The sequence below is a fragment of the Leptotrichia sp. genome (genome assembly GCF_057270615.1).
In genome coordinates, this window is the sequence record NZ_DBHIXN010000019.1 from 12,387 (window position 1) to 35,931 (window position 23,545).

Sequence of the window (23,545 nt, forward strand, 5' to 3'; positions counted from 1 at the left end):
TAGCCTTTATAGCAATAGATTGATCTTGATCTTTTATCAAAAATAAAAACAGAAATCTGAAAGTGATAAATTGATCAGATTTTGCAGACTTTTACAAATGATTGCATTGAATAGATAATTAGGAGAAAAAAATGAGTTATAAATTAATAATTTACAAAGATAATAAATTTTATAAAGAAGAGAATCTAAAGCAAAGATGGGAAAATTTTATATATAAATGGGGAAATGTTGAGTCAGGAAGTTATTTTTTTGAAATAAAAGATGAAGAAAGTAACATAATAAGCGGTGTAACTTATAATCATACTGCTCCATTTGCCAAAAGATTTGAAGCTGTAGTAGATGAGGATTTACCACCAAAATCAATAACAGGATTTCAAAATGGAATAGATATTTATGTAGAATATACTCCATCAAAAAAAACATTTTCATTGACTAAGATGAAATTTTATAGAATGAATTTAGATATTTCTGATTTTGGACTGACTGAAGCAAATAAAGTGGAAATAACTGGTAACTTTAATAACTGGAAACCTGATTCAGAGCCAATTCATCATTTTGAAGGTACAAATTACGAAGTAATAATAGCTTCGCCAGAAGGAGTTTACGAGTATAAATATCTAATTGATGGAAAATGGTATCCAGAAGAAAATAAAAAGCTGATTATTGGAGAAAATGGAGCATTGTTTCCACAAGGAGATTTGGGAAATGGAAAATTTGTATACGAGGCAATTGACAAAAATACAAATTTAAAAGCAATTGTTCATGAATATGACAGTTTGCAATATTTTAACAAACTATCTGACAGCGAGTATGAATTTAAAATAAGAACTCAAATGAATGATGTGGAGCGTGCTTACATAAGCATTGTTTTGCATGAGGAAGATAATTATGAGATGATTTATGAGCTGGAAAGATACCAGGATAAAACAAATGGATTTGACTACTTTGAAAGAATTATAAATTTTGGAAAAGAAGCAAAAAAATTATTATACTATTTTATTTTGGAAGATAATGGGACAAGAGCATATTTTAATGGAAAAACATTAAGCTATAGCAAGCCAAAAAGATTAGTTGTAAATACAACTTCTAATGATATACAGCTGTTTAATGTGCCAAACTGGGCAAAAGAAGCAATTTGGTATAATATTTTTCCAGATAGATTTTATAATGGAAATCATTATAACGATCCGATTTTTAATGAATTTGGACCAGAAGCATTTAAGCCTAACAGACTTCACGAACAAAATTTTGTAGAAGACTATAAATGGGAAAAAAGTAATAATGTAATTAGTCATTTTGATAGAAACCGATGGACAGCTGATTTTAGAGAACAGGTAATATGGGAAAAACTTGGAGAACGAGAAATTGATTACAGCTTGAAATATGCCAGAATGTACGGTGGAGATTTACAGGGAATCAAGGAAAAAATACCATATATGAAGGAGCTTGGAATTAATGCTGTATGGTTAAATCCAGTATTTTTTTCATATCAGAATCATAAATATGGAGCGAATGACTTTAGACATATTTCTCCAGACTTTGGGACAATAAAGACAAGTGGCGAAACTTACAATGTGAAAATTAATAAAAATAATAAATATGGAAATAAGTCGTATGTAGAAGTGCTTGGAAATAAGGCTTCATCAAGTAGTGAACTAAAACTTCTGGAAGTAAACTTGAAAGGTGAAAACAGAGGAAAAAATGGATATGGAGAAACAGAAGATCCAGATACTTGGGTTTGGACAGAGTCAGACTTGATAATGGTTGACTTGATAAAGGAATTTCATAAAAATGGTATTCGTGTAATATTTGATGGAGTTTTCAATCATAGCAGCAGTGAGCACTGGACATTTAATATGGTGCTTGCAGATGGGGAAAATTCTAAATATAAGGATTGGTACAAATTTACAGATTTTGGACAGCATGTTCCAATCACAGATGATATGAGTGATGAGCAGGCATTTGAAACATTAATTGCAAATAGAAAGAGAACTATTTATAATGCCTGGGGTGGATTTGATTCACTTCCTGAATTTAACACTTTTAATCAGGAATATAAAGAATACATTTTTAATATCACAAGAAAATGGATGTGCGGGCCTGATGGAAAAGAAAGTGAAAACTGGATGGAAGATGATGGAATTGATGGATGGCGTTTAGATGTACCAAACTGCCTTGAAAATCAAAATTTCTGGAATGAATGGAGAGAAGTTGTAAAAGGCAGCAAGAAAGATTCTTACATAACTGCCGAACTTTGGGGAAATGCTTCTGGAGATATTAACGGTGGAAATAAATTTGACACTGTAATGAACTATGAATGGTTAAAAACAGTTATCGGATTTTTCATAAACCAAAGCCGTGAAGGTGGAGTAAGATACAAGTTAAAAGCACAGGACTTTTTTAATGAACTTAGAGAAAAAAGAAATTGGTATCCATATCAAGCATTGCAGGCAAGCCAAAATCTAAATGGTTCACACGATACAGATAGACTTTATTCAAGAATCGTAAATGATGTGGTTGGAAGAAATTTGGAAGAAGGAAAGCAGTTAGAAAAAGGATACAACGGAATTCGTCCTGATCTAGCTTCAAATTATCATCCAAATACAACAATAGATTGGCGAAACAGTCCAATTAAGCCAAAAGACATACTAAAATTAATATCAATATTCCAAATGACTTATATTGGAGCACCAATGCTATTTTACGGTGATGAAGTTGGAATGTGGGGAGCAACAGACCCATATTGCAGAAAACCAATGTTATGGAAAGAATTTTTATATGACAATGAAAAAAATCCATCTCATATTAACCAAAATGAAGTCTACGAGCAAAAAGCTGACAATGATTTATTTGAATGGTATAAAAAATTAATAAGAATAAGACTGGAAAATAAAGCACTTGTTTACGGTAAATTTAGAGAAGTATTTGCTGATAACGAAAGAGACATAATAGCATACGAAAGAGTTATCGAAGATCATACAATTATCGTTGTAATAAACAACTCATTTAATAGATGGGAAAATGTAGAATTTGAGACAAATTATCAGGATGAAAGATTTATTGATCTAGTAACAGAAGGCAGAACATTCAGAACAGGACCGGATGGAAAAATTAAATTAGATTTGAATGCAAAAGAGGGAATGATTTTGCGAAAGATTAGGATAGAGGGGGATTATGAGTAAGGATAGTCGATTGAAAGATTAAATATAATTGTTGTTAGAATAAAAGGAACTATGATTTTGGGTAGTTCCTTTTTTTGTTTATGTGTAATACTAAATCCAGTTTGAAAAATTTATTTGTTTTCTGGTAAAGGATTAAGAGATCTTGGTAAATAGGATTTATAATAAATTTATTATTCTAATGGGAAATAGTATAAAAGTAGATTTGTTATGATTTTATATTAATTTTTGATTTTTAAATGGAAATTTAGTATAAAAATTGCTTATCATTAAAAAAAGATTTGAAATAAAAAGGTTATTAATTTTACTTGTAAAATATAAAAATGTAATGATATAATATTTAATAAGAAATAAACAAAAATTAATGTAATTAAGGGGTAGAAAATGGGAAAAAGAGAATACAGTGCTGGAATTGTAAGTAAAGGATTCTGGTTTTTAGAATTTAAAAAATTTTTAGAATTTTTGAAAGATGGGAAAAATGAGAATGAGATAAGAAAAATGCAGGAAGAAGAAAATATTTTTTCTGCACCTTCTAAAGACTACGGTAAAAGAATTTTTAGTGAAATTAATAAAAGAACGAAGGAACTTTCTGAAGATATAAAGATATTGTTTTTTAAGGTTGATGTTGGAACTATGAAAATAATAAATTTATTATCAGTAATGCAAACAGATAAATTATTTTTCGAATATGTTTATAATTCTTATCGAAACGAAATGTTACTAGGAACTAAAGAATATAGTCCAAATTCTGTTAAAAAATTTTTGGATGAAAAATCTTTACAAAATGAGGAAGTTGCTAAATTTACAGAAAATACAAAAAGGCGAATGAGAGGTTCATATGGAAATTATTTAAAAGAGGCAGGATTATTGGAAGAAAATAAAGGGAAAATTTTATATAGAAAAATTTATTTGGATTATGAATTAGAAAATTTATTGAGAGAGAATAAAATGGAAATGTACATAAAGGCTTTAAAAGGAGAAGTGTAATGACAAAAACAGAAATAGATTTGGGGAAAATAGAAAATGAAATAAAGAAAGATAGTTTTTTGAATAGCAAAGGACTAGGAAATGAGGTTTCATACTATATTTTTGACTATTCTCCGAGAGATGAATTAATAGTTAGACAGTATTTAGAAAATATAAAAAAAAGAGATAAAGAAATTGGTGATGGTTATAAAATTGTAATTTACGATGTTTACGATATTATGATAGATCTTTTAGAAGAATCAGAATTTTTGGAAAATTGTATTGAGATGGAAAAAAATGATGGAATGGACTATTTGATTGAATCAGTAAATAGTTTATTGAAAATGAATGAGGATGATAACTATTTTGCAAAATATATTGAAGAGAATACTCCTGAAAAATCAATTGTTTTTTTAGTTGGTATAGGAAAGATATTTCCTTTTGTGCGTTCACATAAGATATTAAATAATTTACATCAAGTTTTTGATAGAGCACCAGTAGTTATGTTTTATCCAGGAAAGTATGACGGACAGTCATTACAGTTATTTGAGGAATTTAAAGATGATAATTATTATAGAGCGTTTAAATTGTTAAAATAGTATTCTTTAATAGGTGGGGTGAAAAATCGTAATAATATTTAAAATTAAGAAAGGAGAGTATGATTTTAAGCATAAAATCATGCAAATAAATTTATGAAATTAAAAGATATGTTTAGAAAACCTATTGACAGAGATATTAAAGGGGTAATAAAAGTAGGACAAAAAGAAGAAGAAAATATGAAGCAGGAATTGGAAGAGTATGTTGTAACGAATGAATTACAGAAACACTTTAGAGATTTTTTTTCAGCCTACAGTAAAGGAATTAGCGGAAATACAGATGATATGGGAGTTTGGATAAGTGGTTTTTTTGGAAGTGGGAAATCACATTTATTAAAAATATTATCATATTTACTTTCAAATAAAGAAATAAATGGGAAAAAGGCAATAGATTATTTTTTGGAAGATAATAAAATAAAAGATGAAATGGTTATTGCAGATATGAAAATAGCGTGTCAGACTTCAACTGATTCTATATTGTTTAATATTGATTCTAAAAGTGATAGTGCAGGAAATAAAGGGAAAGATGACATTCTAAAAGTATTCTTGAAGGTGTTTAATGAAATGCAAGGATTTTCTTCAATTCCACATTTGGCAGATTTAGAAAGAGAATTAAGAGAAAATAATAAATATGAAGAATTTAAAGAAAAATTTCAAGAGATAGCAGGGAAAGTATGGACTGAAGAAAGACATAAATTTAATTTTATAAGAACTAAAGTTGCACAAGCAATAGAAGAAATAGGATTTATGAGTGAATCTGGAATTAAAGATTGGTTAGAAATTTCAAAAAAAGATTATTCTATTTCAATAGAAGATTTTACAAAAATGGTAAATAAATATATTAAATCAAAAGGAAATAATCATCATGTTGTATTTTGTGTCGATGAAGTAGGACAATATATTGGAGAAAATACAGATTTAATGTTGAATTTACAAACTGTAACAGAAGATTTAGGAGTACAATGTAAAGGAAAAGCATGGGTAGTTGTAACTTCTCAACAAGCGATAGATTCTATTACAAAAGTAAAAGGAAACGATTTTTCTAAAATACAAGGAAGATTTAAAACAAGAATTAATTTAACTTCAACAGATGTATCAGAAGTTATTAAAAAGAGAATTTTAGATAAAAATGAGCATGCAAATAGGGAATTATCATTAAAGTACAATGAAAAAGAATCAGTAGTTAGAAATTTAATTATATTTGATGATGGGGTAGAAAAAAAAATATACGAAAATAAAAAAGATTTTCAAGAAGTTTATCCATTTATTCCATATCAATTTCAAATTCTTTCTCATGTTTTAACATCTGTTAGAGACCATAGCTCAAGTGGAAAACATTTATCTGAAGGGGAACGTTCAATGCTTGCAATGTTTAAAGAAAGTGCAGAAAAGTATAAAGATAGTGAAGTTGGAATACTGATTCCTTTTGATAAATTTTATGATGGATTGCAGAGTTTCTTAGATCATTCACATTCGATAGTTATTACCAGAGCTATGGAAAATAGTTATATCAATCCAGATAAAGAAGAAAACTGTTTTAATGTGAATGTTCTTAAAGTGTTATTTATGATTAAGTATCTTAAAGAAATAAAAGGGACTTTGGAAAATATTACAACATTGATGGTTGAAAATATTGATGAAGACAGAATCTCTTTAAAAGAAAAAGTTAAAGAAGCATTGGATATTTTGATAAAACAGACACTTGTTCAGAAATCTGGGGATGTATATATTTTTTTAACAAATGAAGAACAGGAAGTTGAAAAGATTATCGATAAAATTGATGTAGATACAAGTGAAATAGCTAAAAGAATATCTGAAAAAGTATTTGAAGTTTTTTATAAAGAAAAGAAATATCAGTATCCTAAACTTGGAAATTATATTTTTTCTTTTAATAAAATAGTTGATGATTTTCAAAAAGAAAATATTACTCATGACATTTCAGTAAATATAGTAACTTCAAATTCAGATTACAGTGGAAATGAAAGTTTGCTTTTAATGAAAAGTTCTCAAGAAAATTCTGTATTTATTGATTTAGGTGATAATAATTCGTATATTAATGAAATAGAAATGGATATAAAAATAGAAAAATTTTTAAAATCGGGAGAATTAGAAGGATTGCCTAAAGGAAATTCGATTAAAGAGAATAAAACTATTGAACGTAGAGAATATATAGAGCGTTCAAATCGTTTGTTGAAAGAAGTTCTTAAAAATGCAGAATATTATGTAGGTGGAAATAAACTTAATCTTAATGCGAAAGAGTATGAAAGTAAAATCAATGAAGCATTGGAAAAATTAGTGAATAATGTATATCATAAATTAGAATACATAACAAAGCCTATGAGTGAAGATGATATTAGGGAAATCTTTGTAGAAAAAGGGAATACTTTAACTGCTGTTGAAAGTATAAAATATAATGAAAATGCGATAAGTGAAATAGTGAATCATGTACGTATGATAAAAGAAAAAAATTTAAAAATAACTTTAAAAGAAATAAAAGATAAGTTTTCAAAAGTGCCTTATGGTTGGAATGAAAAGGATATTGAATGGATTATTGCAAGAGCATTTAAGGATGGAAAAATTGAACTTATAAAAAATAGGATTAGTTTAACATTATTAAATGAAACTACTGAAAATATTATTAATAGTATTATAAAAAAAGATAATTCGGAAAGAATTTATTTGGGAATAAAGGAAAAAATTGATGATAGAAGTGTAAAAATAATGAGTTATGTTGCAAAAGAATTATTTGATGTTACTTTAGACATAAGCGATACAGATAAGATGACCCAAGAGTTTAAAGAATTATCGGCAGAAAAAATAAATAAAATAGAAAGTTTTGAGAGAGAATGTCAAAATAAAGATTATCCTGGAAAAGAAATTTTATCAAATGGGAAAAAACTTTTTAGAAAAGTACTTGGATTAAAAGATGCTAGAGAAATATTCAATGAAATTTCTGGACATGAAGACGATTACTATGATTTTTCTGAAGATTTTGAACCAATTGAGAAATTTTTTGAAGGAGATCAAAAAGATATTTGGGATGAAGCTACTAAATTATATAAAAAGTATACTAATTCAAAAAATTATTTTTCAGATGATGAATTGGAAAAAATATCAAAGGATATAAAAAATATATTAAATGATAATAACCCATATAACAGAATTAAAGATCTGAATGAATTAAATAGAAGATTTAATGAAAAATACAATAAAATCTTGGATGAAAAAAGAAAGCCTATAACTGACAGTATAAACGAAACAAAAGAAATTGCTTTGAAAAGAGTAGAATATGCAGAAAATATTGAATTAAAAGAACAATATACAAAAAAAATTAATAATGAATTTAGTGAAATTTTAGAAAAAGTTGAAAAAAGTGAAAATATAAAAGATATTGAATCATATAAAAATGAAGCAATCAGCTTGAAAAATAAATTATTGAATAATTTTGAGAAAGAAGAAAAAATATTAGAAGAAAAAGAAAAAGCGAGTGAGATTTCTGGAAATATAGAAGAAATAAAAGTAATAAAACCAAAAAGAATTGGAATTTCAGAAATTAATAAAGATAGAGTTTGGGAAATACGAAATTCAGAAGATATAAAAGAGTATTTGGATAGATTGAGAAAAAGATTGGAAGAAGAATTGGAAGATAGTGAGATAGTGCAGGTTGAGTTTTAGAGAATAAATTGTAGAAGGCGGGGGTTAAAAAAAGTGAATTTAGGCTAGCAGAGCTAGGAGTAGCAGACAATGATATGGTATTTTTATTCGTATTATTATTATTGATTTCAATAATAAAAGTTTTTGAGTACTTTTTTCATAAAACAGAGGTGATGTGTATGTGTAAATTCATACGAAATATTTTAAAGAAAATTTTAGAAACTAGCATTGATTTAATAATAGAAAAAATTATTCTGCTAACCTAAGTTCATTTAAACGTTAATAAAAGAAAGGAGAACTGTAGTTTTTACTACAATACAAATAATATGGATAAAGTAGCATTGAGAAATTTTGCAGTAAATGCGAAAGAAAAAATGGAAAAAGAAATAAGAAGAAAATTGGAATTGATAGGAATTACGGAAAATAAAATTGAAGAAGGAATAGTTTCGGAAAATGATTATTTGAAAATAGGAAATGTCGAATTAAATAAGAGGGAAATTAAGCAAAGAGAAATATTGGTAAAAACATTAAGAGAAAAAGTGAAAGAGGGGAATTTTCAAGATGCTTTAAATGAGTTAATTGAGGAAATCGCTTATACTTGGTTTAATAGAATTATTGCTATTAGATTTATGGAAGTAAATGATTATTTAAATGATAGGATAAGAATTTTGTCTTCTGAAAGAGAAAATGATAGAGAACCTCAAATAATTAGAGAAGTATTTAACACAGATCTGGAATTTTCAGATGATGAGAAAAATTATGTTTATAATTTAAAAGAAGAAAGCAAAACAGAAGAACTTTTTAGATTTTTATTTATAAAAAAATGTAATAAACTTAATGAAATATTGCCTGAATTATTTGAAGAAGCTGAAGATTATTCGGAATTACTGCTACCAATTTCGATAAATGATGAAGAAGGTATTTTGAGAAAGTTAGTGGATGAGGTTGGGGAAGAGAATTTTAAAATAAAAAATAAAAATTATGGAATAGGATTAGTAGGACTTTATAATGTGGGAATATCAAATAATATAAGAATTTCATCAGATGAAGAAGAAACTGAAAGTCAAGTAGAAGTTATCGGATGGCTTTATCAGTATTATAACGAAAAGAAAAAAAATGAAATAGTTGGAATGAATAAAGGTACTATTGCAAAAGAAGATATACCAATAGCAACACAAATATTTACTACTGACTGGGTTGTGAAGTATATGGTACAGAATTCTTTAGGAAAATATTGGATTGAGAGAAATCCTGACAGTAAGCTGAAAGATAAACTGGAATATTTTGTAACTCCTAAAAATGAAGAAATTGCATATATAGATGAAAAAATATCTCCTGAAGAAATAAAATTCTTAGAACCTTGCATGGGAAGTGGCCATATACTGGTTCATGCTTTTGATATACTAATGGAAATTTACAGGGAAGCAGGGTATAGTGACAGAGAAGCTGTAAAAAATATAATAGAAAAGAATATCTATGGACTTGATATAGATAAAAGAGCTTATCAGTTGACGTACTTCGCAGTAATGATGAAAGGTAGAGAATATGATAGAAGATTTTTCACAAGAGGAATATCTCCTAATGTAACTTATACTGAAGAAAGTTATTTTTTATTTGATAATGAAAGTAAAAAAATATTAAGAAATTCCAAAAAAATAAATATGGATGAACTGAGAACAAACTTTTATTTTGATGGAATAACAATAGATGATAAACAAAATCAAGTTGGGGAATATTTAATAAGAATATTTGAAGATGCAGGAGAAACTGGAAGCCTAATAAAAGTGGAAAATTTTGATTATGACAGTTTTGATAGATATTTGGATGAATGCAGGGAAAGATATACAGGAAGTTTAATGGAAAAAATATGGAAAGGAAATGTATATCCAATAATGAAACAGATAGTAAAAACTGCAAAAATATTAAAGAATAAATATCATATAGTTTGTACTAATCCGCCATATTTAAATAAATACAATCCAAAATTGAAAAAATTTGTGGAAACAAATTATAAGGATTATAAAGGTGATCTGTTTTCTGTATTCATGGTAAGAGTATTTGATTTTCTTGTTGAAGATGGATATTCTGGATGGATGACACCAAATGTATGGATGTTTATAAAGACATACGAAGAATTAAGAAAATATATTATTGAAAATAAAAAAATAGAAAGTTTGATTCAAATTGCAAAAGGATCATTTTACAAGGAAGCAACAGTTGATGTAATAACATTTGTTCTTGGAAATTTTAAAAAGAAGGATTCAAAAGGATTATTTATAAGACTAGAAGATTATAGAGGTGATATGGAATTTCAAAGTAAGAAAGTATTGGAAGCATTAGAAAATAAAAACTGTGGATATTTTTATGAAGCAAATGGAGAAAACTTTGAAAAAATACCAGGAATGCCAATAGGATATTGGGCTAGTGAAAATTTGTTGGAAGATTTTGAAAAAGGAATAAAAACTTCTGAACTAATAGAGCCAAAACAAGGATTAGCGACAGCAGATAATGATAGATTTTTAAGACAGTGGTATGAAGTGGAAGAAGAGAAAATAAGCTATAATACAAAATCAATAACTGAAACAGAAAATAATGAATATAAATGGTATCCATATAATAAAGGTGGAGAAAGACGACAATGGTACGGAAACTATGATTATGTAGTGAATTGGGAAAATAATGGGAATGAAATAAGAAATTTTAAGGATGGTAACGGCAAGTTAAGATCAAGACCACAAAATATAGAATATTATTTTAAAGAAGCAGTTACTTGGTCTGATATAACAAGTGGAGGATTTGCAATACGATACAGAGAAGAAGGAAGTATACATGATGTAACAGGAATGTCAGCATTTTCAGATAGTACTTTTAAACTAAAATATGTATTGGGATTATTGTCTACAAAAATTTCAGATTACATATTTAAAATTTTAAATCCAACTATTCATTTACAAATTGGTAATTTTTCTAATTTCCCAGTTATAGAAAATGAACAAATAAAACCAAAAGTAATTTCAATAGTTGATAACTGTATCAAAATATCAAAATATGACTGGAATACATTTGAGACAGCATGGGATTTTAAAGTAAATCCATTAGTTAATTTTGAAAGATATGTGGAAGAATTTGAGAATGTAAAAATAGGAGAAAATGGGAATGTTGAAAATAAGAAAATTGACAAAACACAAATAACATTAATAGAAGAAGCATATAGTCAATATAAAAAATTTACAAATAATCAGTTTTCAAAATTGAAGGAAAATGAAGAAGAATTAAATAGAATTTTTATTGATATTTATGGACTGCAGGATGAACTGACTTCAGATGTAAGTGATAAAGATACAACAATAGCTAAAATATTTGATACAGATGATGAAATAAATGATGAAATTAAAGGAAACAGCTATGTATTAACGAAAGAAAATGTTGTAAAACAATTTATTTCCTATGCTGTCGGATGTATGTTTGGGCGTTATTCGCTTGATGAGGAAGGTCTTGTATTTGCAGGAGGAGAATTTGATAAAAATAAATATAGCAAATTTATTCCTGATGAAGATAACTGCATTCCAATTACAGACAGTGAATATTTTAGTGATGATATTGTTACAAGATTTGTAGAATTTGTAAAAACAGTATATGGAGAAGAAACGCTTGAAGAAAATCTTAAATTTATATCACAAGCCTTATCCAATAAAAATGATGCTCCAAAAGAGATTATAAGGGAATACTTCTTAAAGAATTTTTATGATGATAATTTGAAAAGATACAAAAAGAGACCGATTTACTGGCTTTATGATGCAGGAAAGAAAAATGGATTTAAGGCATTGATTTATATGCACCATTATAATGAACAGACTACAGCAAAGGTTAGAATTGGATATTTACATGAGCTACAGAAACATTATGAAAGAAGGGCAAGTTTTCTGAAGGATGAAATTGAAAGTAATAACAACAGAAAAAAAGCTGAAAAGGAATTGAAAAAGATAAAATCACAACTCGATGAATGTAAGCATTTTGATGAAAAGATGAATCACTTGGCTTCGGAATATATTTCGATTGATCTGGATGACGGAGTGAAGGTCAATTATGAAAAAGTGCAGACTGGTCGTGATGGGAAGAAGTATGAGATATTGGGGAAGGTAAAATAAATATAAAAATATTATTTGTAAACTATTCCAAAAATTATATAAAATTTGGGGCAAAAGGACAATAACAACTAAATAAAAGAGACATAAAAAACGTTAAAATATTATTAAAGAAAGGGAAATTAAAAATGATTATAAATTTAATTATGGGATTAATCTTAATATTTGCTGTATTTCTTACAGGTGGTTTGGGTTTAGGCATAATTTTTATTATGGAATACTTTAGAAAGAAAACAAAAGAGAATACAGGAAAAGAAAATGAGTTATTGTTCATTATTTTAGGTTTAATAATTTATATGATATATCAGTTTTGGTTTTACATGATGCTTGAATCGGAAGAAATTATTTCTTTTTACTGGTCAACATTAGGTAGCTGGATTTATTTTGAATTTTCTAAAATTGGAATGCTAGAAAATATGAAGAAAACAGGTGGAGATACGAGTTTTTTTGATAAAAATAAATATTTACTTTATTTAATTTTGGTAATATTTTGTATTATTAATGTGATTGTGTATAAGTGTATTAAATAAAAGAAATGACTTTAATACAACGGATATATGTATAATGTATATTTTTTGTAAAGAAAATGATTGACAAAATGAAAGTTATAGAGTATACTTGCAATTAAGGAGAGTGATTAATATGGCACAGGCAATGATTAATTTTCGTATTGACGAAAAAATTAAAAAAGAAATGGAAAAAATATGTCGTGAAATGGGAATGTCAATGACAACTGCATTTACGATATTTGCCACTAAAGTTACTAAAGAAAAAAGAATACCTTTTGAAATTACTGCAGATCCGTTTTATTCTGAAAGTAATATGAAATATTTAGAAAAAGTTATTGCAGATATTGAATCAGGAAAAGCAAAATTAGTAGAACATGATTTGATTGAGGAGTGATAATGTGAAAATATTGTGGGAGGAAAAAGCTTGGGGTGATTACTGCCAATGGCAGCAGGAAGATAAGAAAATTCTGAAAAAAATAAACAGTATAATAAAAGATATACAAAGAAATTGGTATACAGGTATTGGAAAACCTGAAGCATTAAAAAATAATTTGAGTGGCTGGTGGAGCAGAAGAATTGATGAAAAAAATAGAGTTGTTTATAAAATAGAAAATAATGCGATTATAATAGCATCATGTAAAGGTCATTATGAGTTATAGAATAAATTGAAATCTAATTGACACTAGTAAAAGAATTTAGTTCAGAAAATAAATTAAGAACAATGATACTAAGGTTAGATAATTTTTAAAAATAAAGATTTTATAAGTCTCTTTTATTTAAAAAGAAATAAATGAGGCTTTTTTATTTAAAAATATAGAAAATCATGGAGTGAGAAAATTGAATTTAGAACAAATTACAAAAGTACTTAATAGTGAATTTAAGAAAGAAGGAAGAAGAATTGTTTTTTGGTATGATGAAAAGCAAGAATTCCTGTCAGAGATAGAAGAGTTGAAATTGGAAAATGTTAAGTTATTGAGATTGAAACAAGATGAGTTATTTAAGACAAAATTACTTCTTGAAAGAGAGGATAAGGAGAGTAATTATTTGATTTATGCTCCTTTTAAGAGAAGTGAAGACAGGGATAATCATCTTGCTGATACTATAATGTATTCGAAATTATTTTCACCAGATCCAATTTCAATAATAGCTCAAAATTTAAATTTAAATGATGAATTTAAAGAAGTTATGGAAAGACATAGAAAGTTTTTTGCAGCAAAAGATCGAAGAGAAAAATTTGAAAAATTGGTAGAAGAGAAGAGAGTTAGTAAAAAAGAAGATGTTGAAATTATAATGATGAGAGTTATTACTAATTCAAAAGCTGAAATATTTGAGGGGTTTGATGATGTAGTAAGAATTTTAATTACTGATAAAAACAGAAAAGAAAGTAGATATCTTGTAGAGTTTAATAAATATAATCTTGAAGAGAAGTTTTGGGAATTATGTAGATTAAAATTTGGATATGTTGATGATGATCCGAGTTTAACTAAGTTACTTATTGGAATATTTTTAACTTATGCTTCTGAAAAAATAACAAAAGAAATTCCTGTTAGATTTAAGGAACTAAGTGTAAGAAGTACCGTTATAGTATTTTTAAATAGATTGCGACAGATTTCTGAATATAGAGAAACTTTTAAAAATCTTGTTTCAGAAGTTTATTCTATTATAGATGGAGATAAATATTTTAAAAATATTTTACCTGAATATCTTTTGGAACTTGATATATTTGATTTTCCTGATGAAAAAATAACGAAATGGATAGTTGAAAGAATTGTTGATGAGAATTTTTCAGCAAAGTTGCAAGATAAATCTATAGAAGAGATAATAGAATTACGAAGAGAGAAAAATATTGATAATTCAAAATTAAAGATAGAGTATAAAATATTGGAATATGCTTACAAAGGAATAAAAAGTACAAATTTTGAAACTTGTAGTGATTTATTAGAAATAATAGAAAAATATGCTCAAAAAGATTATTTGATTGATACATATTATAGAAAATTTTGTTATTACTATGATCAATTAACAGAAAATAGTGAAAAGTATAGTAGGTTGTTAGAATTATTAGAAACCAAATATACTGATAAATTTTTAAATCCTGCAAATATAAAATTTAATGACCTACTTAATTATAGAGAGCTTCCTAAGAAAATAAATTTACAAAAGGATTTTTACAAAAATTACGTTGAAATTAATAAAAATAGAATTGTAGTAATAATTTCTGATGCTTTGAGGTATGAGACTGGGAGAGAATTATTTTATAAGATGAGTAGAGATGAAACTGTAGATGCTGAAATAGAATATCAGTTAGGGATTATACCTTCTGTCACAAAATTAGGTATGGCAGCATTGCTTCCGCATGACAAAATAGAAATAGAGGTCGAAAATGGTGATTTTTCAGTACTTATTGATAGAAAAGCTTGTAATGACAGAGTAAAAAGAGAAAAGATTTTAAAAAGTTATGATGAAAATGCAGTAGCTTTAGATTTTGATGAAGTATTTAGATATTCAAAAAATGAATTAAGAGAGGTATTTAGAAATAAGAAAAAACTTTATATTTATCATAATCAAATTGATTCGATAGGAGATAAGGCAAATACTGAAAATGAAGTGTTTGAGGCATGTCAAAAAGCGATAGAAGAAATTATGAATTTGATAAAAAAACTTAGAGTGGAATCTATTAATAATATAATAGTTACAGCAGATCACGGATTTATTTACAAAAGAAAAAAAATAGAGGAATGTGATAAAATAGAAAACTTTTCTAGTAAAAATGATGTTGTGAATAGGAGATACATAGTAACGGAAAATGAATATGGCGAAATTGGTACAAATGAAATAAACATGTCAGATGTTTTAAATAATAAAAATGAAAATTTAAAAGTAATTTCACCGAATACTTCTAGTGTATTTAAGGTTAGTGGTGGTGGACAAAATTATTATCATGGTGGAATTTCGTTACAAGAATTAATTGTTCCAGTTATAAAAGTAAAAACTGCAAAAGGATCAGTAGACACGGAATTGGTAAAAGTTGGTTTAATATCAGAAATTAACAAAATAACTAATTTGAAAATCTCGCTTGATTTTCTTCAAAAAAGTGCTGTAACAGATATTATAAAACCTACAGAATTTGAAATATATTTTATTGATAGTAATGAGAGTATAATTTCAAATATAGAAAATTATAAAGCAAATAGTGAAGAAACTGAAACTGTAAAAAGAATAAAAAAACTAAGATTTACTTTAATAAATAAAAAATATAAAAAAGATGAAAATTATTATTTAGTTGTAAAAAATATAGAAACTAAAATTGAAGAAAGGAAAAAAATAATAATAGATATATTATTTTCAGATGATTTTGGATTTTGATAAATAATTTTTTGTTTGAAACAAGATATATTAAAGGAGGAAAAAGTGAATAAGGATTATTGTCAAACTTTTGAGGATAATGATTGTTTAAAAGAGGTTAATAATGACAAAGATAGAGAAATATTAATTGAAAAGTTAAATAAATATTTTTCTGGAAAAATAGTTAGAAAAGATTTGACAAAAAAAATAAGGGAAGGGGCAAATGTTCCTATATATGTGCTTGAATATTTATTGGGAATGTATTGTTCTTCAGAAAATGAAGAAGATATAGAAGAAGGAATGAAAACAGTAAAAAAAATCTTGGCACAAAATTATGTAAGACCTGATGAAGCTGAAAGAATAAAATCAAAATTAAGAGAAAATGGATCTTATACAATAATTGACAAGGTTACTGTAAAGTTAAATTTTAAGGAGAATAGACATGAAGCTGAATTTTCCAATTTATCGTTAAAAGGTGTTCCAGTATCAGATGTTTATCCTTCTAAATACGAGAGATTGTTAGGAGGAGGTATTTGGTGTATTATTCAGTTGGAATATTATTATGATGAAGACGATAAAAAAGGAAATCCTGTAATTATAAAAAAATTAACACCTGTACAAATGCCAGAAATTGATTTTGAAGAGTTTAAAGATTTAAGAGAAAAATTTACAGATGAAGAGTGGATAGATATTGTTTTAAGAAGTACAGGAATGGAATCTAGTAAATTTGATGAAAGAGTTAAATGGCTTCATTTATCAAGATTGATACCATTGTTAGAAAATAATTATAATTTTTGTGAGCTAGGGCCTCGTGGAACTGGGAAATCACATATTTATAAGGAAATAAGTCCTAACAGTATACTTGTATCAGGAGGTCAAACAAGTGTAGCGAATCTTTTTTATAATATGGGAAGAGGAACAATGGGACTTGTAGGACTTTGGGACTGTGTAGCCTTTGATGAGGTGGCAGGAATGAAGTTTAAGGATCAAGATGGAGTCCAAATTATGAAAGATTATATGGCATCAGGTTCGTTTGCACGTGGGAAAGAACAAAAAAATGCAAGTGCTGGAATGGTTTTTATAGGAAATATTAATCAGAGTGTAGATGTTGTTTTAAAAACTTCTAATTTATTTGAACCATTTCCTCATGTAATGGGAAGAGATACGGCATTCTTAGATAGAATGCACTGTTATTTACCTGGTTGGGAAATTCCTAAATATAGACCAGAGTTTTTTACTGATGACTATGGCTTTATAACAGATTATTATGCAGAAATTATGAGAGAATTACGTAAAATTTCTTATGCAGATGCATATGATAAATATTTTAAATTAGGAAATCAATTAAATCAAAGAGATGTGATTGCAGTCAAAAAAACCGTTTCTGGAATGGTAAAAATAATTTATCCACATGGAAAATTTACAAAAGAAAAAATTGAAAAGATATTAAGATTTTCACTAGAAATGAGAAGAAGAGTTAAAGAGCAACTAAAAAAAATAGGTGGGATGGAATTTTATGACGTAAATTTTTCGTATATCGATAATGAAAAATTTAATGAAGAATATGTTCCTGTTTCGGAGCAAAGTAGTGGAAGTCTAATTCCAGAAGGTATTGGGAAACCAGGTCATTTGTATACGGTTTCAAGTATAAAAAGTGGAATGATTGGATTATTTAAAATTGAGACTCAGATGACAAAAGGAACAGGAAAATTTGAAAAAGCAGGATTAGGAAATAATCGCGAAGCAAAGGAATCAGCTGAAATGGCATTTAAATACTTAAGAGCTAATGGGAAATTAATAAGTGGAGAAATTAGCACAAAAAATAATGATTATGTGGTAAATTATCAAGACTTAAAGGGTATTGGAATGACTTCAAATTTAACTTTGTCTACATACATTGCTATTTGTTCAGCTGCATTAAATAAATCTATTATTTCAAGTGCGGTAATTTTAGGAGATTTGAGTATCGGTGGAACAATAATAAAAGTAAGTGAACTCGCAAATGTGTTACAAGTATGTTTAGATTCAGGGGCAAAAAAAGTACTGTTGCCAATGACTTCGGCTACTGATTTGGCGACAGTACCACCAGATTTAATAGGTGCATTTAACTTGATTTTTTATTCTACAGCTGAAGATGCTGTATTTAAAGCTTTAGGGGTGGAATAGAATACTAATTATTGAAAGAGGAAGGTAACTTCATTATTAGTAATAAAAACAATTTTATATTTGACTTTTTTATATTAAACCTCATTATACATTTTTTGTTGCATTTGATTATACAGTACATATTTAAATGTTATTTAATTTTTTATGTATTTTTAGGTTGAAAAAAAGCAAGAATTATACTATAATAAATAATTATACGACTAATTTACAACTAGGCTTGTTAAGCCTTAATTTATACGACAAAAGAGAGAAAGAAGGTATTGAAAATGATAGAAATGATTTTGCCTGATGGTAGTAAAAAGCAGTTGGAAAATCCGATGACTGTTGTGGAGTTTGCAAAAAGTATTGGGAGCAGTCTTGGGAAGGCAACCGTTGGAGCTGTAATTGACGGTGTGCAAGTTGATCCATCTTATGTTATTGATAAATCTGGAAAAATTGAAATAATCACTAATACAAGTGAAAAGGGAATTGAAATTATAAGACATAGTGCGGCTCACATAATGGCTCAGGCTGTGCAAAGACTTTTTCCAAATACAAAAGTTACAATAGGGCCTGTTGTGGAAAATGGATTTTTTTATGACTTTGACCCTGAAAGACCTTTTACTGAAGAAGATTTAGTAAAAATTGAAAATGAAATGAAAAAAATTGTAAAAGAAAATTATCCTTTTGAAAGAAGTGAAATGAGTGCCGAAGAAGCTAAAAAATTCTTTACTGAAAAGGGTGAAACTTATAAAGTCGAAATAATAGATGACTTGGGAGTTGACAAAGTCAGCATTTATAAACAAGGAGAATTTGTGGATTTATGCCGTGGAACACATGTTCCGTCAACTGGATATTTAAAAGCGTTTAAATTAATGTCAACTGCTGGAGCTTACTGGCGTGGAGATTCAAAAAATAAAATGCTTCAAAGAATTTATGGAGTGGCTTTTGCGACTAAAAAAGAGCTGGATGACTATTTGACAATGATGGAAGAAGCTGAAAGAAGAGATCACAGAAAATTAGGAAAACAGCTTAACTTATTTTTCTTAGACGAACATGGACCGGGTTTCCCATTCTTTATGCCAAAAGGTGTTGAATTGTTTAACAAACTTCAAGAAATGTGGAGAGTTGAACATAAAAAAAGAGGTTACCAAGAAATTAAAACACCAATTATGCTTGATAAAGAACTTTGGGAAATTTCTGGTCACTGGTTTAATTACCGTGAAAATATGTATACATCGACAATAGATGAAAAAGTATATTCGATAAAGCCAATGAACTGTCCTGGTTCAATAATTGCATATAAAAATAACTTACATTCATATAAGGATTTACCTTTAAAATATGGAGAAATGGGACTTGTTCATAGACACGAATTTAGTGGAGCTTTGCATGGACTTATGAGAGTTAGAGCATTTACACAAGATGACGCACATGTTTTCTGTACTAAAGAGCAAATTGAAGAACAAATTATTGAAATTATTGATTTATACGATAAATTCTATACTTTATTCGGATTTGAATATCATATTGAATTATCGACAAAACCAGATAAAGCAATCGGTTCAGATGAAATTTGGGAAATGGCAGAAACTAATTTAAAATCAGCTTTAGAACATAAAGGAATTGATTACAAGTTAAATCCTGGAGATGGAGCATTTTACGGTCCAAAAATTGACTTTAAGATGAAAGATTCAATTGGAAGAATTTGGCAATGTGGAACAATCCAGTTAGACTTCAATTTGCCACAAAGATTTGAAATGAGCTATATTGGAGCAGATGGAGAAAAACATGAACCAGTAATGATTCACCGTGCAATGTACGGAAGTTTAGAAAGATTCCTTGGAATTTTGATTGAACATTATGCAGGAGCGTTCCCTACTTGGTTAGCACCAGTTCAAGCGAGAATTTTGACAATTTCTGATGAACAAGTGCCTTTTGCAAAAGAAGTATTTGAAAAACTTCAAAATGCAGGAATCAGAGTTGAGCTTGACACAAGAGTAGAAAAAATTGGATACAAAATTAGAGAAGCAAATGGAGACCAAAAAATACCAGTTCAGTTGATTATCGGTAAAAATGAAGTTGCAAATAATGAAGTAAATGTTAGAAGATTTGGTTCACAAGATAGCAAAAATGTTTCAGTTGATGAAATTATCGAGATTTTGAAACAGGAATCAGTTGTTCCGTTTAAAAAGTAAAATTGAATTTTTAGAAAATTTTGGACAATGTTATAAATAAAATATGATTTAAGTAATTTTACAGACAAAAAAAAGCCTTTTAAAAAAATGTAATGTTACTATAATATGATAACTTAGATGTAAATTTTAGCCTAAATCTTATAAAGTTTTAACAAAAAGATAGCAAGAATTCGTAGGCTTTCTATAAGTGGGAGATGAATTGAATTTTTGATTGATATTTATAGCAAAATGTATTACACTAAATATATCAGGGTAGGAACTACCCGAAGAGCTTGGTAAATATATTTGGCTAGTCATATGCAGATACTTCCCAAGAAGCTCCCGCTTCTAAAATCGGGAGTAGTTCACATTATACAAGTTATTTTAGATAATTATAAATAAAAAAGTTTATAAATAAGAGGTGATTTTTATGAGACAAGATTACGATGAACTGGACACTTATAATCATAATAACGACGGTTATAATGAATATGGTGGACAAGCAAGAATGAATTACAGTGATTTGGATAGACTTGTAAGTTCAAAGGTTCGTGGAAGCATGATGTGGATGGTGCTAGGACTTCTTTTAACAGGTATTACAGGCTATATAGTCTATGCAGGGTTAGCATCAGGTAATCCAATTGCATACGGTATTTTAAAAATGTATTGGCTGTTTGCTATTTTGGAAATAGCTGTGGTGTTTGGATTTACTGCATTAACTTATAAGGCTAATTCTAGTACATTAAGATTGATGTTTCTTGTATATTCGTTTTTAAATGGATTGACATTTTCAGTTATTGGGATGGTTTATGCTCCTAATATTATATTTTCAGCATTTTTAGGAACATTCGTGCTGTTTGCGGTTTTGGCAATTTACGGATATTTTACTAGAGAAAATTTAACAAAATTTACACCAATTTTATTTGCTGGATTAATTACAATTATTATAGTAAGTATAATAAATATTTTTTTACAAAATAGCGGAGTTGATTTGTTTATATCAATAATTGGAGTAATCATATTTACAATTTTTATTGCAGTTGATGTAAATAGAATACGAAATAATATTGTGAGTTATGCAGTTCAAGAAGATTCAGAAATTTTAAACAAAATTGAAATAGTTGGTGCATTAAATTTATATTTGGACTTTGTAAACTTGTTCATTTATATTTTAAGACTTTTAGGAAGAAGAAGATAAAAATTAATTGTAAAAATACTAATGTAAAAAATGCTTTAAAGTCGGAGTTTTTCTGATTTTAAAGCAATTTTACTTTTTTAGAAAGTGAGAAAGTTTTGCAAGATAATAAATTAAATAGCGATGTGGAAAAATTTATCAATGATGAAATCACAAACAGCAAAATTTGGGTATTTTGTGGAATAATGATTTCTGTTCTGCTATCACAGATGTTAAATTTACAGGCTGAAATGTATAAAATTATGTATATTTTTAAGATGAAGCAAGTTTTGGATAAAATGTCGTTTTTATTTATTGCAGTAATTGTTTTAGAAATTTTTTTAACATTTTTTTTATATAAAATTATAATTAACAAAAGCAAAAAAATTATAAAGTCAAGTTTTGTAGTTTATTCGCTCTTAACTGGATTAAACTTGTCGATTTTTTCTTCTGTAATAAAAGTTTTGTTTCAGAAAAATATTGGAGCTTTGCCTGTAATATTACTAATAATATCGCTATTTTTAGTAATAATCTTAATAATTTTTGATTCAAAAAAAGTAAAAAATATGATAAAAATAAAAGTCTTAGAAAATAATGAAACTGAATTTTTGGAGAAAATAAGATTTTATGTGGCGGCGGTTTTGTATACTGACATTGTAAAAATACTGATTTTGCTTATAATAAGCACAATGATCTTAATATAAATTTGAAAGGGAAATAAAAAAATATATGAAAAGAAAAATAGAATGTGTAGAAGAATTTCATAGAATTTATAAACTTGGAAATTCTGATAAGCCAATTGGAAAATTAAAAGATGGAGTGGAAAAATTGAGATTTGACTTGATGGCTGAAGAAAATGGAGAATATTTGGAAGCGGCTCAAAAAGGAGATGTTGTGGAAGTGGCAGATGCCCTTGGGGATATGCTTTATATTCTTTGTGGAACTATTATAGAGCATGGTATGCAAAATGTGATTGATGATGTTTTTGAAGAAATTCACAGAAGTAATTTGAGCAAATTAGATGAAAATGGAAATCCAATTTACAGGGAAGATGGGAAAGTTATAAAAGGACCAAATTATTTTCCACCAAATTTAAAGAAATTTTTTGAAAAATAAAGTAAAATTTTGAAATAAAGCAAAAAAGTGTCATAATAACTTGTAAAAGTTCTAAAAATATGATAAAATAAAATTCGATATGTAAAAATAATTTTAACTAGATAATGATTTTTTCTAAAATAGTTAAGTTAATATATTATAATAAAAACAGCAAGACTGTTTAAAAAATAAAGATGAAAGGATAGAGGTGAATAAGATGCAAAAATGTGAAGTTTTTGGAAAAGGAGTAAGCCACGGAAATAGAGTAAGTCACTCTCATAAAGCTACAAAAAGAATTTGGAGACCAAATTTACAAACAATGCTTTTAACTGTTAACAATGAAGAAGTTAGAGTAAGAGTTTGTACAAAAGCAATGAAAACATTAAAAGGAAAAAATAATGACCAAGTTAAAAAAATCTTGTTAAAAAATAAAGAAACATTAAGTCCTAAATTATTAAAAATATTAGCAAAGTAAGTTTTAACGACTTACTTTTTGTGTGTACCCGTAGCTCAACTGGATAGAGCGTCTGACTTCGGATCAGAAGGCTTGGGGTTCGATT

15 protein-coding genes are annotated in these 23,545 nt (G+C 27.5%); all 15 read left to right on the plus strand.

The features are described 5' to 3' along the window. The first annotated feature begins 131 nt into the window (after nt 1-131). Nucleotides 132-3,182 (plus strand): alpha-amylase family glycosyl hydrolase, encoded by a 3,051-nt coding sequence (locus tag ACO409_RS05085; protein WP_485555443.1) that lies wholly within the window; start codon nt 132-134, stop codon nt 3,180-3,182. Between the two features lie 381 nt (nt 3,183-3,563). Further along, on the plus strand, nt 3,564-4,166 hold the full coding sequence (locus ACO409_RS05090) for a DUF1819 family protein (RefSeq protein ID WP_299266813.1): 603 nt from the start codon (nt 3,564-3,566) through the stop codon (nt 4,164-4,166). Beyond that, nucleotides 4,166-4,744, plus strand: coding sequence for a DUF1788 domain-containing protein (locus ACO409_RS05095; RefSeq protein ID WP_314392833.1), 579 nt, complete (start codon nt 4,166-4,168; stop codon nt 4,742-4,744). The genes ACO409_RS05090 and ACO409_RS05095 overlap by 1 nt, the downstream gene beginning before the upstream one ends. A gap of 93 nt (nt 4,745-4,837) precedes the next feature. Beyond that, nucleotides 4,838-8,416, plus strand: a complete 3,579-nt coding sequence (gene brxC / locus ACO409_RS05100; RefSeq protein ID WP_485555446.1) for a BREX system P-loop protein BrxC — start codon at nt 4,838-4,840, stop codon at nt 8,414-8,416. 305 nt (nt 8,417-8,721) lie between these two features. Continuing rightward, on the plus strand, nt 8,722-12,543 hold the full coding sequence (gene pglX / locus ACO409_RS05105) for a BREX-1 system adenine-specific DNA-methyltransferase PglX (protein WP_485555448.1): 3,822 nt from the start codon (nt 8,722-8,724) through the stop codon (nt 12,541-12,543). Between the two features lie 125 nt (nt 12,544-12,668). After that, nucleotides 12,669-13,070: a hypothetical protein gene (locus ACO409_RS05110; RefSeq protein WP_485555450.1), complete on the plus strand. Its 402-nt coding sequence runs from the start codon at nt 12,669-12,671 to the stop codon at nt 13,068-13,070. 112 nt (nt 13,071-13,182) lie between these two features. After that, the gene (locus ACO409_RS05115) at nt 13,183-13,443 is read left to right on the plus strand and encodes a type II toxin-antitoxin system RelB/DinJ family antitoxin (protein ID WP_018498538.1); all 261 of its coding nucleotides are present in this window, start codon (nt 13,183-13,185) and stop codon (nt 13,441-13,443) included. Between the two features lie 4 nt (nt 13,444-13,447). After that, nucleotides 13,448-13,708 carry a Txe/YoeB family addiction module toxin gene (locus ACO409_RS05120; RefSeq protein ID WP_485555452.1) on the plus strand — a complete coding sequence of 87 codons (261 nt, stop codon included), beginning with the start codon at nt 13,448-13,450 and terminating at the stop codon, nt 13,706-13,708. Between the two features lie 178 nt (nt 13,709-13,886). Further along, entirely contained in the window at nt 13,887-16,415 is a 2,529-nt protein-coding gene (pglZ, locus tag ACO409_RS05125) for a BREX-1 system phosphatase PglZ type A (RefSeq protein WP_485555454.1), read from the plus strand. A 45-nt stretch (nt 16,416-16,460) separates the two neighbouring features. After that, complete coding sequence (gene brxL, locus ACO409_RS05130; protein ID WP_485555456.1) at nt 16,461-18,560, plus strand: protease Lon-related BREX system protein BrxL; 2,100 nt, start codon at nt 16,461-16,463, stop codon at nt 18,558-18,560. Between the two features lie 266 nt (nt 18,561-18,826). Beyond that, complete coding sequence (thrS, locus tag ACO409_RS05135) at nt 18,827-20,737, plus strand: threonine--tRNA ligase (protein WP_485555458.1); 1,911 nt, start codon at nt 18,827-18,829, stop codon at nt 20,735-20,737. A gap of 409 nt (nt 20,738-21,146) precedes the next feature. After that, complete coding sequence (locus ACO409_RS05140; RefSeq protein ID WP_485555460.1) at nt 21,147-21,914, plus strand: Bax inhibitor-1/YccA family protein; 768 nt, start codon at nt 21,147-21,149, stop codon at nt 21,912-21,914. A gap of 95 nt (nt 21,915-22,009) precedes the next feature. Further along, entirely contained in the window at nt 22,010-22,594 is a 585-nt protein-coding gene (locus ACO409_RS05145) for a hypothetical protein (protein ID WP_485555462.1), read from the plus strand. Between the two features lie 25 nt (nt 22,595-22,619). Continuing rightward, nucleotides 22,620-23,006, plus strand: a complete 387-nt coding sequence (locus tag ACO409_RS05150; RefSeq protein ID WP_485555464.1) for a pyrophosphohydrolase domain-containing protein — start codon at nt 22,620-22,622, stop codon at nt 23,004-23,006. 196 nt (nt 23,007-23,202) lie between these two features. Next, nucleotides 23,203-23,460 (plus strand): 50S ribosomal protein L28, encoded by a 258-nt coding sequence (gene rpmB / locus ACO409_RS05155; protein ID WP_485555466.1) that lies wholly within the window; start codon nt 23,203-23,205, stop codon nt 23,458-23,460. Nucleotides 23,461-23,545 lie beyond the last annotated feature (85 nt).

Excerpts from the sequence above, each read along its gene's own strand:
- ACO409_RS05095 (WP_314392833.1), top strand. The coding sequence starts at position 4,166 with ATGACAAAAACAGAAATAGATTTGGGGAAAATAGAAAATGAAATAAAG.
- ACO409_RS05085 (WP_485555443.1), top strand. The coding sequence starts at position 132 with ATGAGTTATAAATTAATAATTTACAAAGATAATAAATTTTATAAAGAA.
- ACO409_RS05140 (WP_485555460.1), top strand. The coding sequence starts at position 21,147 with ATGAGACAAGATTACGATGAACTGGACACTTATAATCATAATAACGAC.
- thrS (WP_485555458.1), top strand. The coding sequence starts at position 18,827 with ATGATAGAAATGATTTTGCCTGATGGTAGTAAAAAGCAGTTGGAAAAT.
- ACO409_RS05115 (WP_018498538.1), top strand. The coding sequence starts at position 13,183 with ATGGCACAGGCAATGATTAATTTTCGTATTGACGAAAAAATTAAAAAA.
- ACO409_RS05150 (WP_485555464.1), top strand. The coding sequence starts at position 22,620 with ATGAAAAGAAAAATAGAATGTGTAGAAGAATTTCATAGAATTTATAAA.
- pglX (WP_485555448.1), top strand. The coding sequence starts at position 8,722 with ATGGATAAAGTAGCATTGAGAAATTTTGCAGTAAATGCGAAAGAAAAA.
- rpmB (WP_485555466.1), top strand. The coding sequence starts at position 23,203 with ATGCAAAAATGTGAAGTTTTTGGAAAAGGAGTAAGCCACGGAAATAGA.
- brxC (WP_485555446.1), top strand. The coding sequence starts at position 4,838 with ATGAAATTAAAAGATATGTTTAGAAAACCTATTGACAGAGATATTAAA.
- ACO409_RS05110 (WP_485555450.1), top strand. The coding sequence starts at position 12,669 with ATGATTATAAATTTAATTATGGGATTAATCTTAATATTTGCTGTATTT.
- ACO409_RS05090 (WP_299266813.1), top strand. The coding sequence starts at position 3,564 with ATGGGAAAAAGAGAATACAGTGCTGGAATTGTAAGTAAAGGATTCTGG.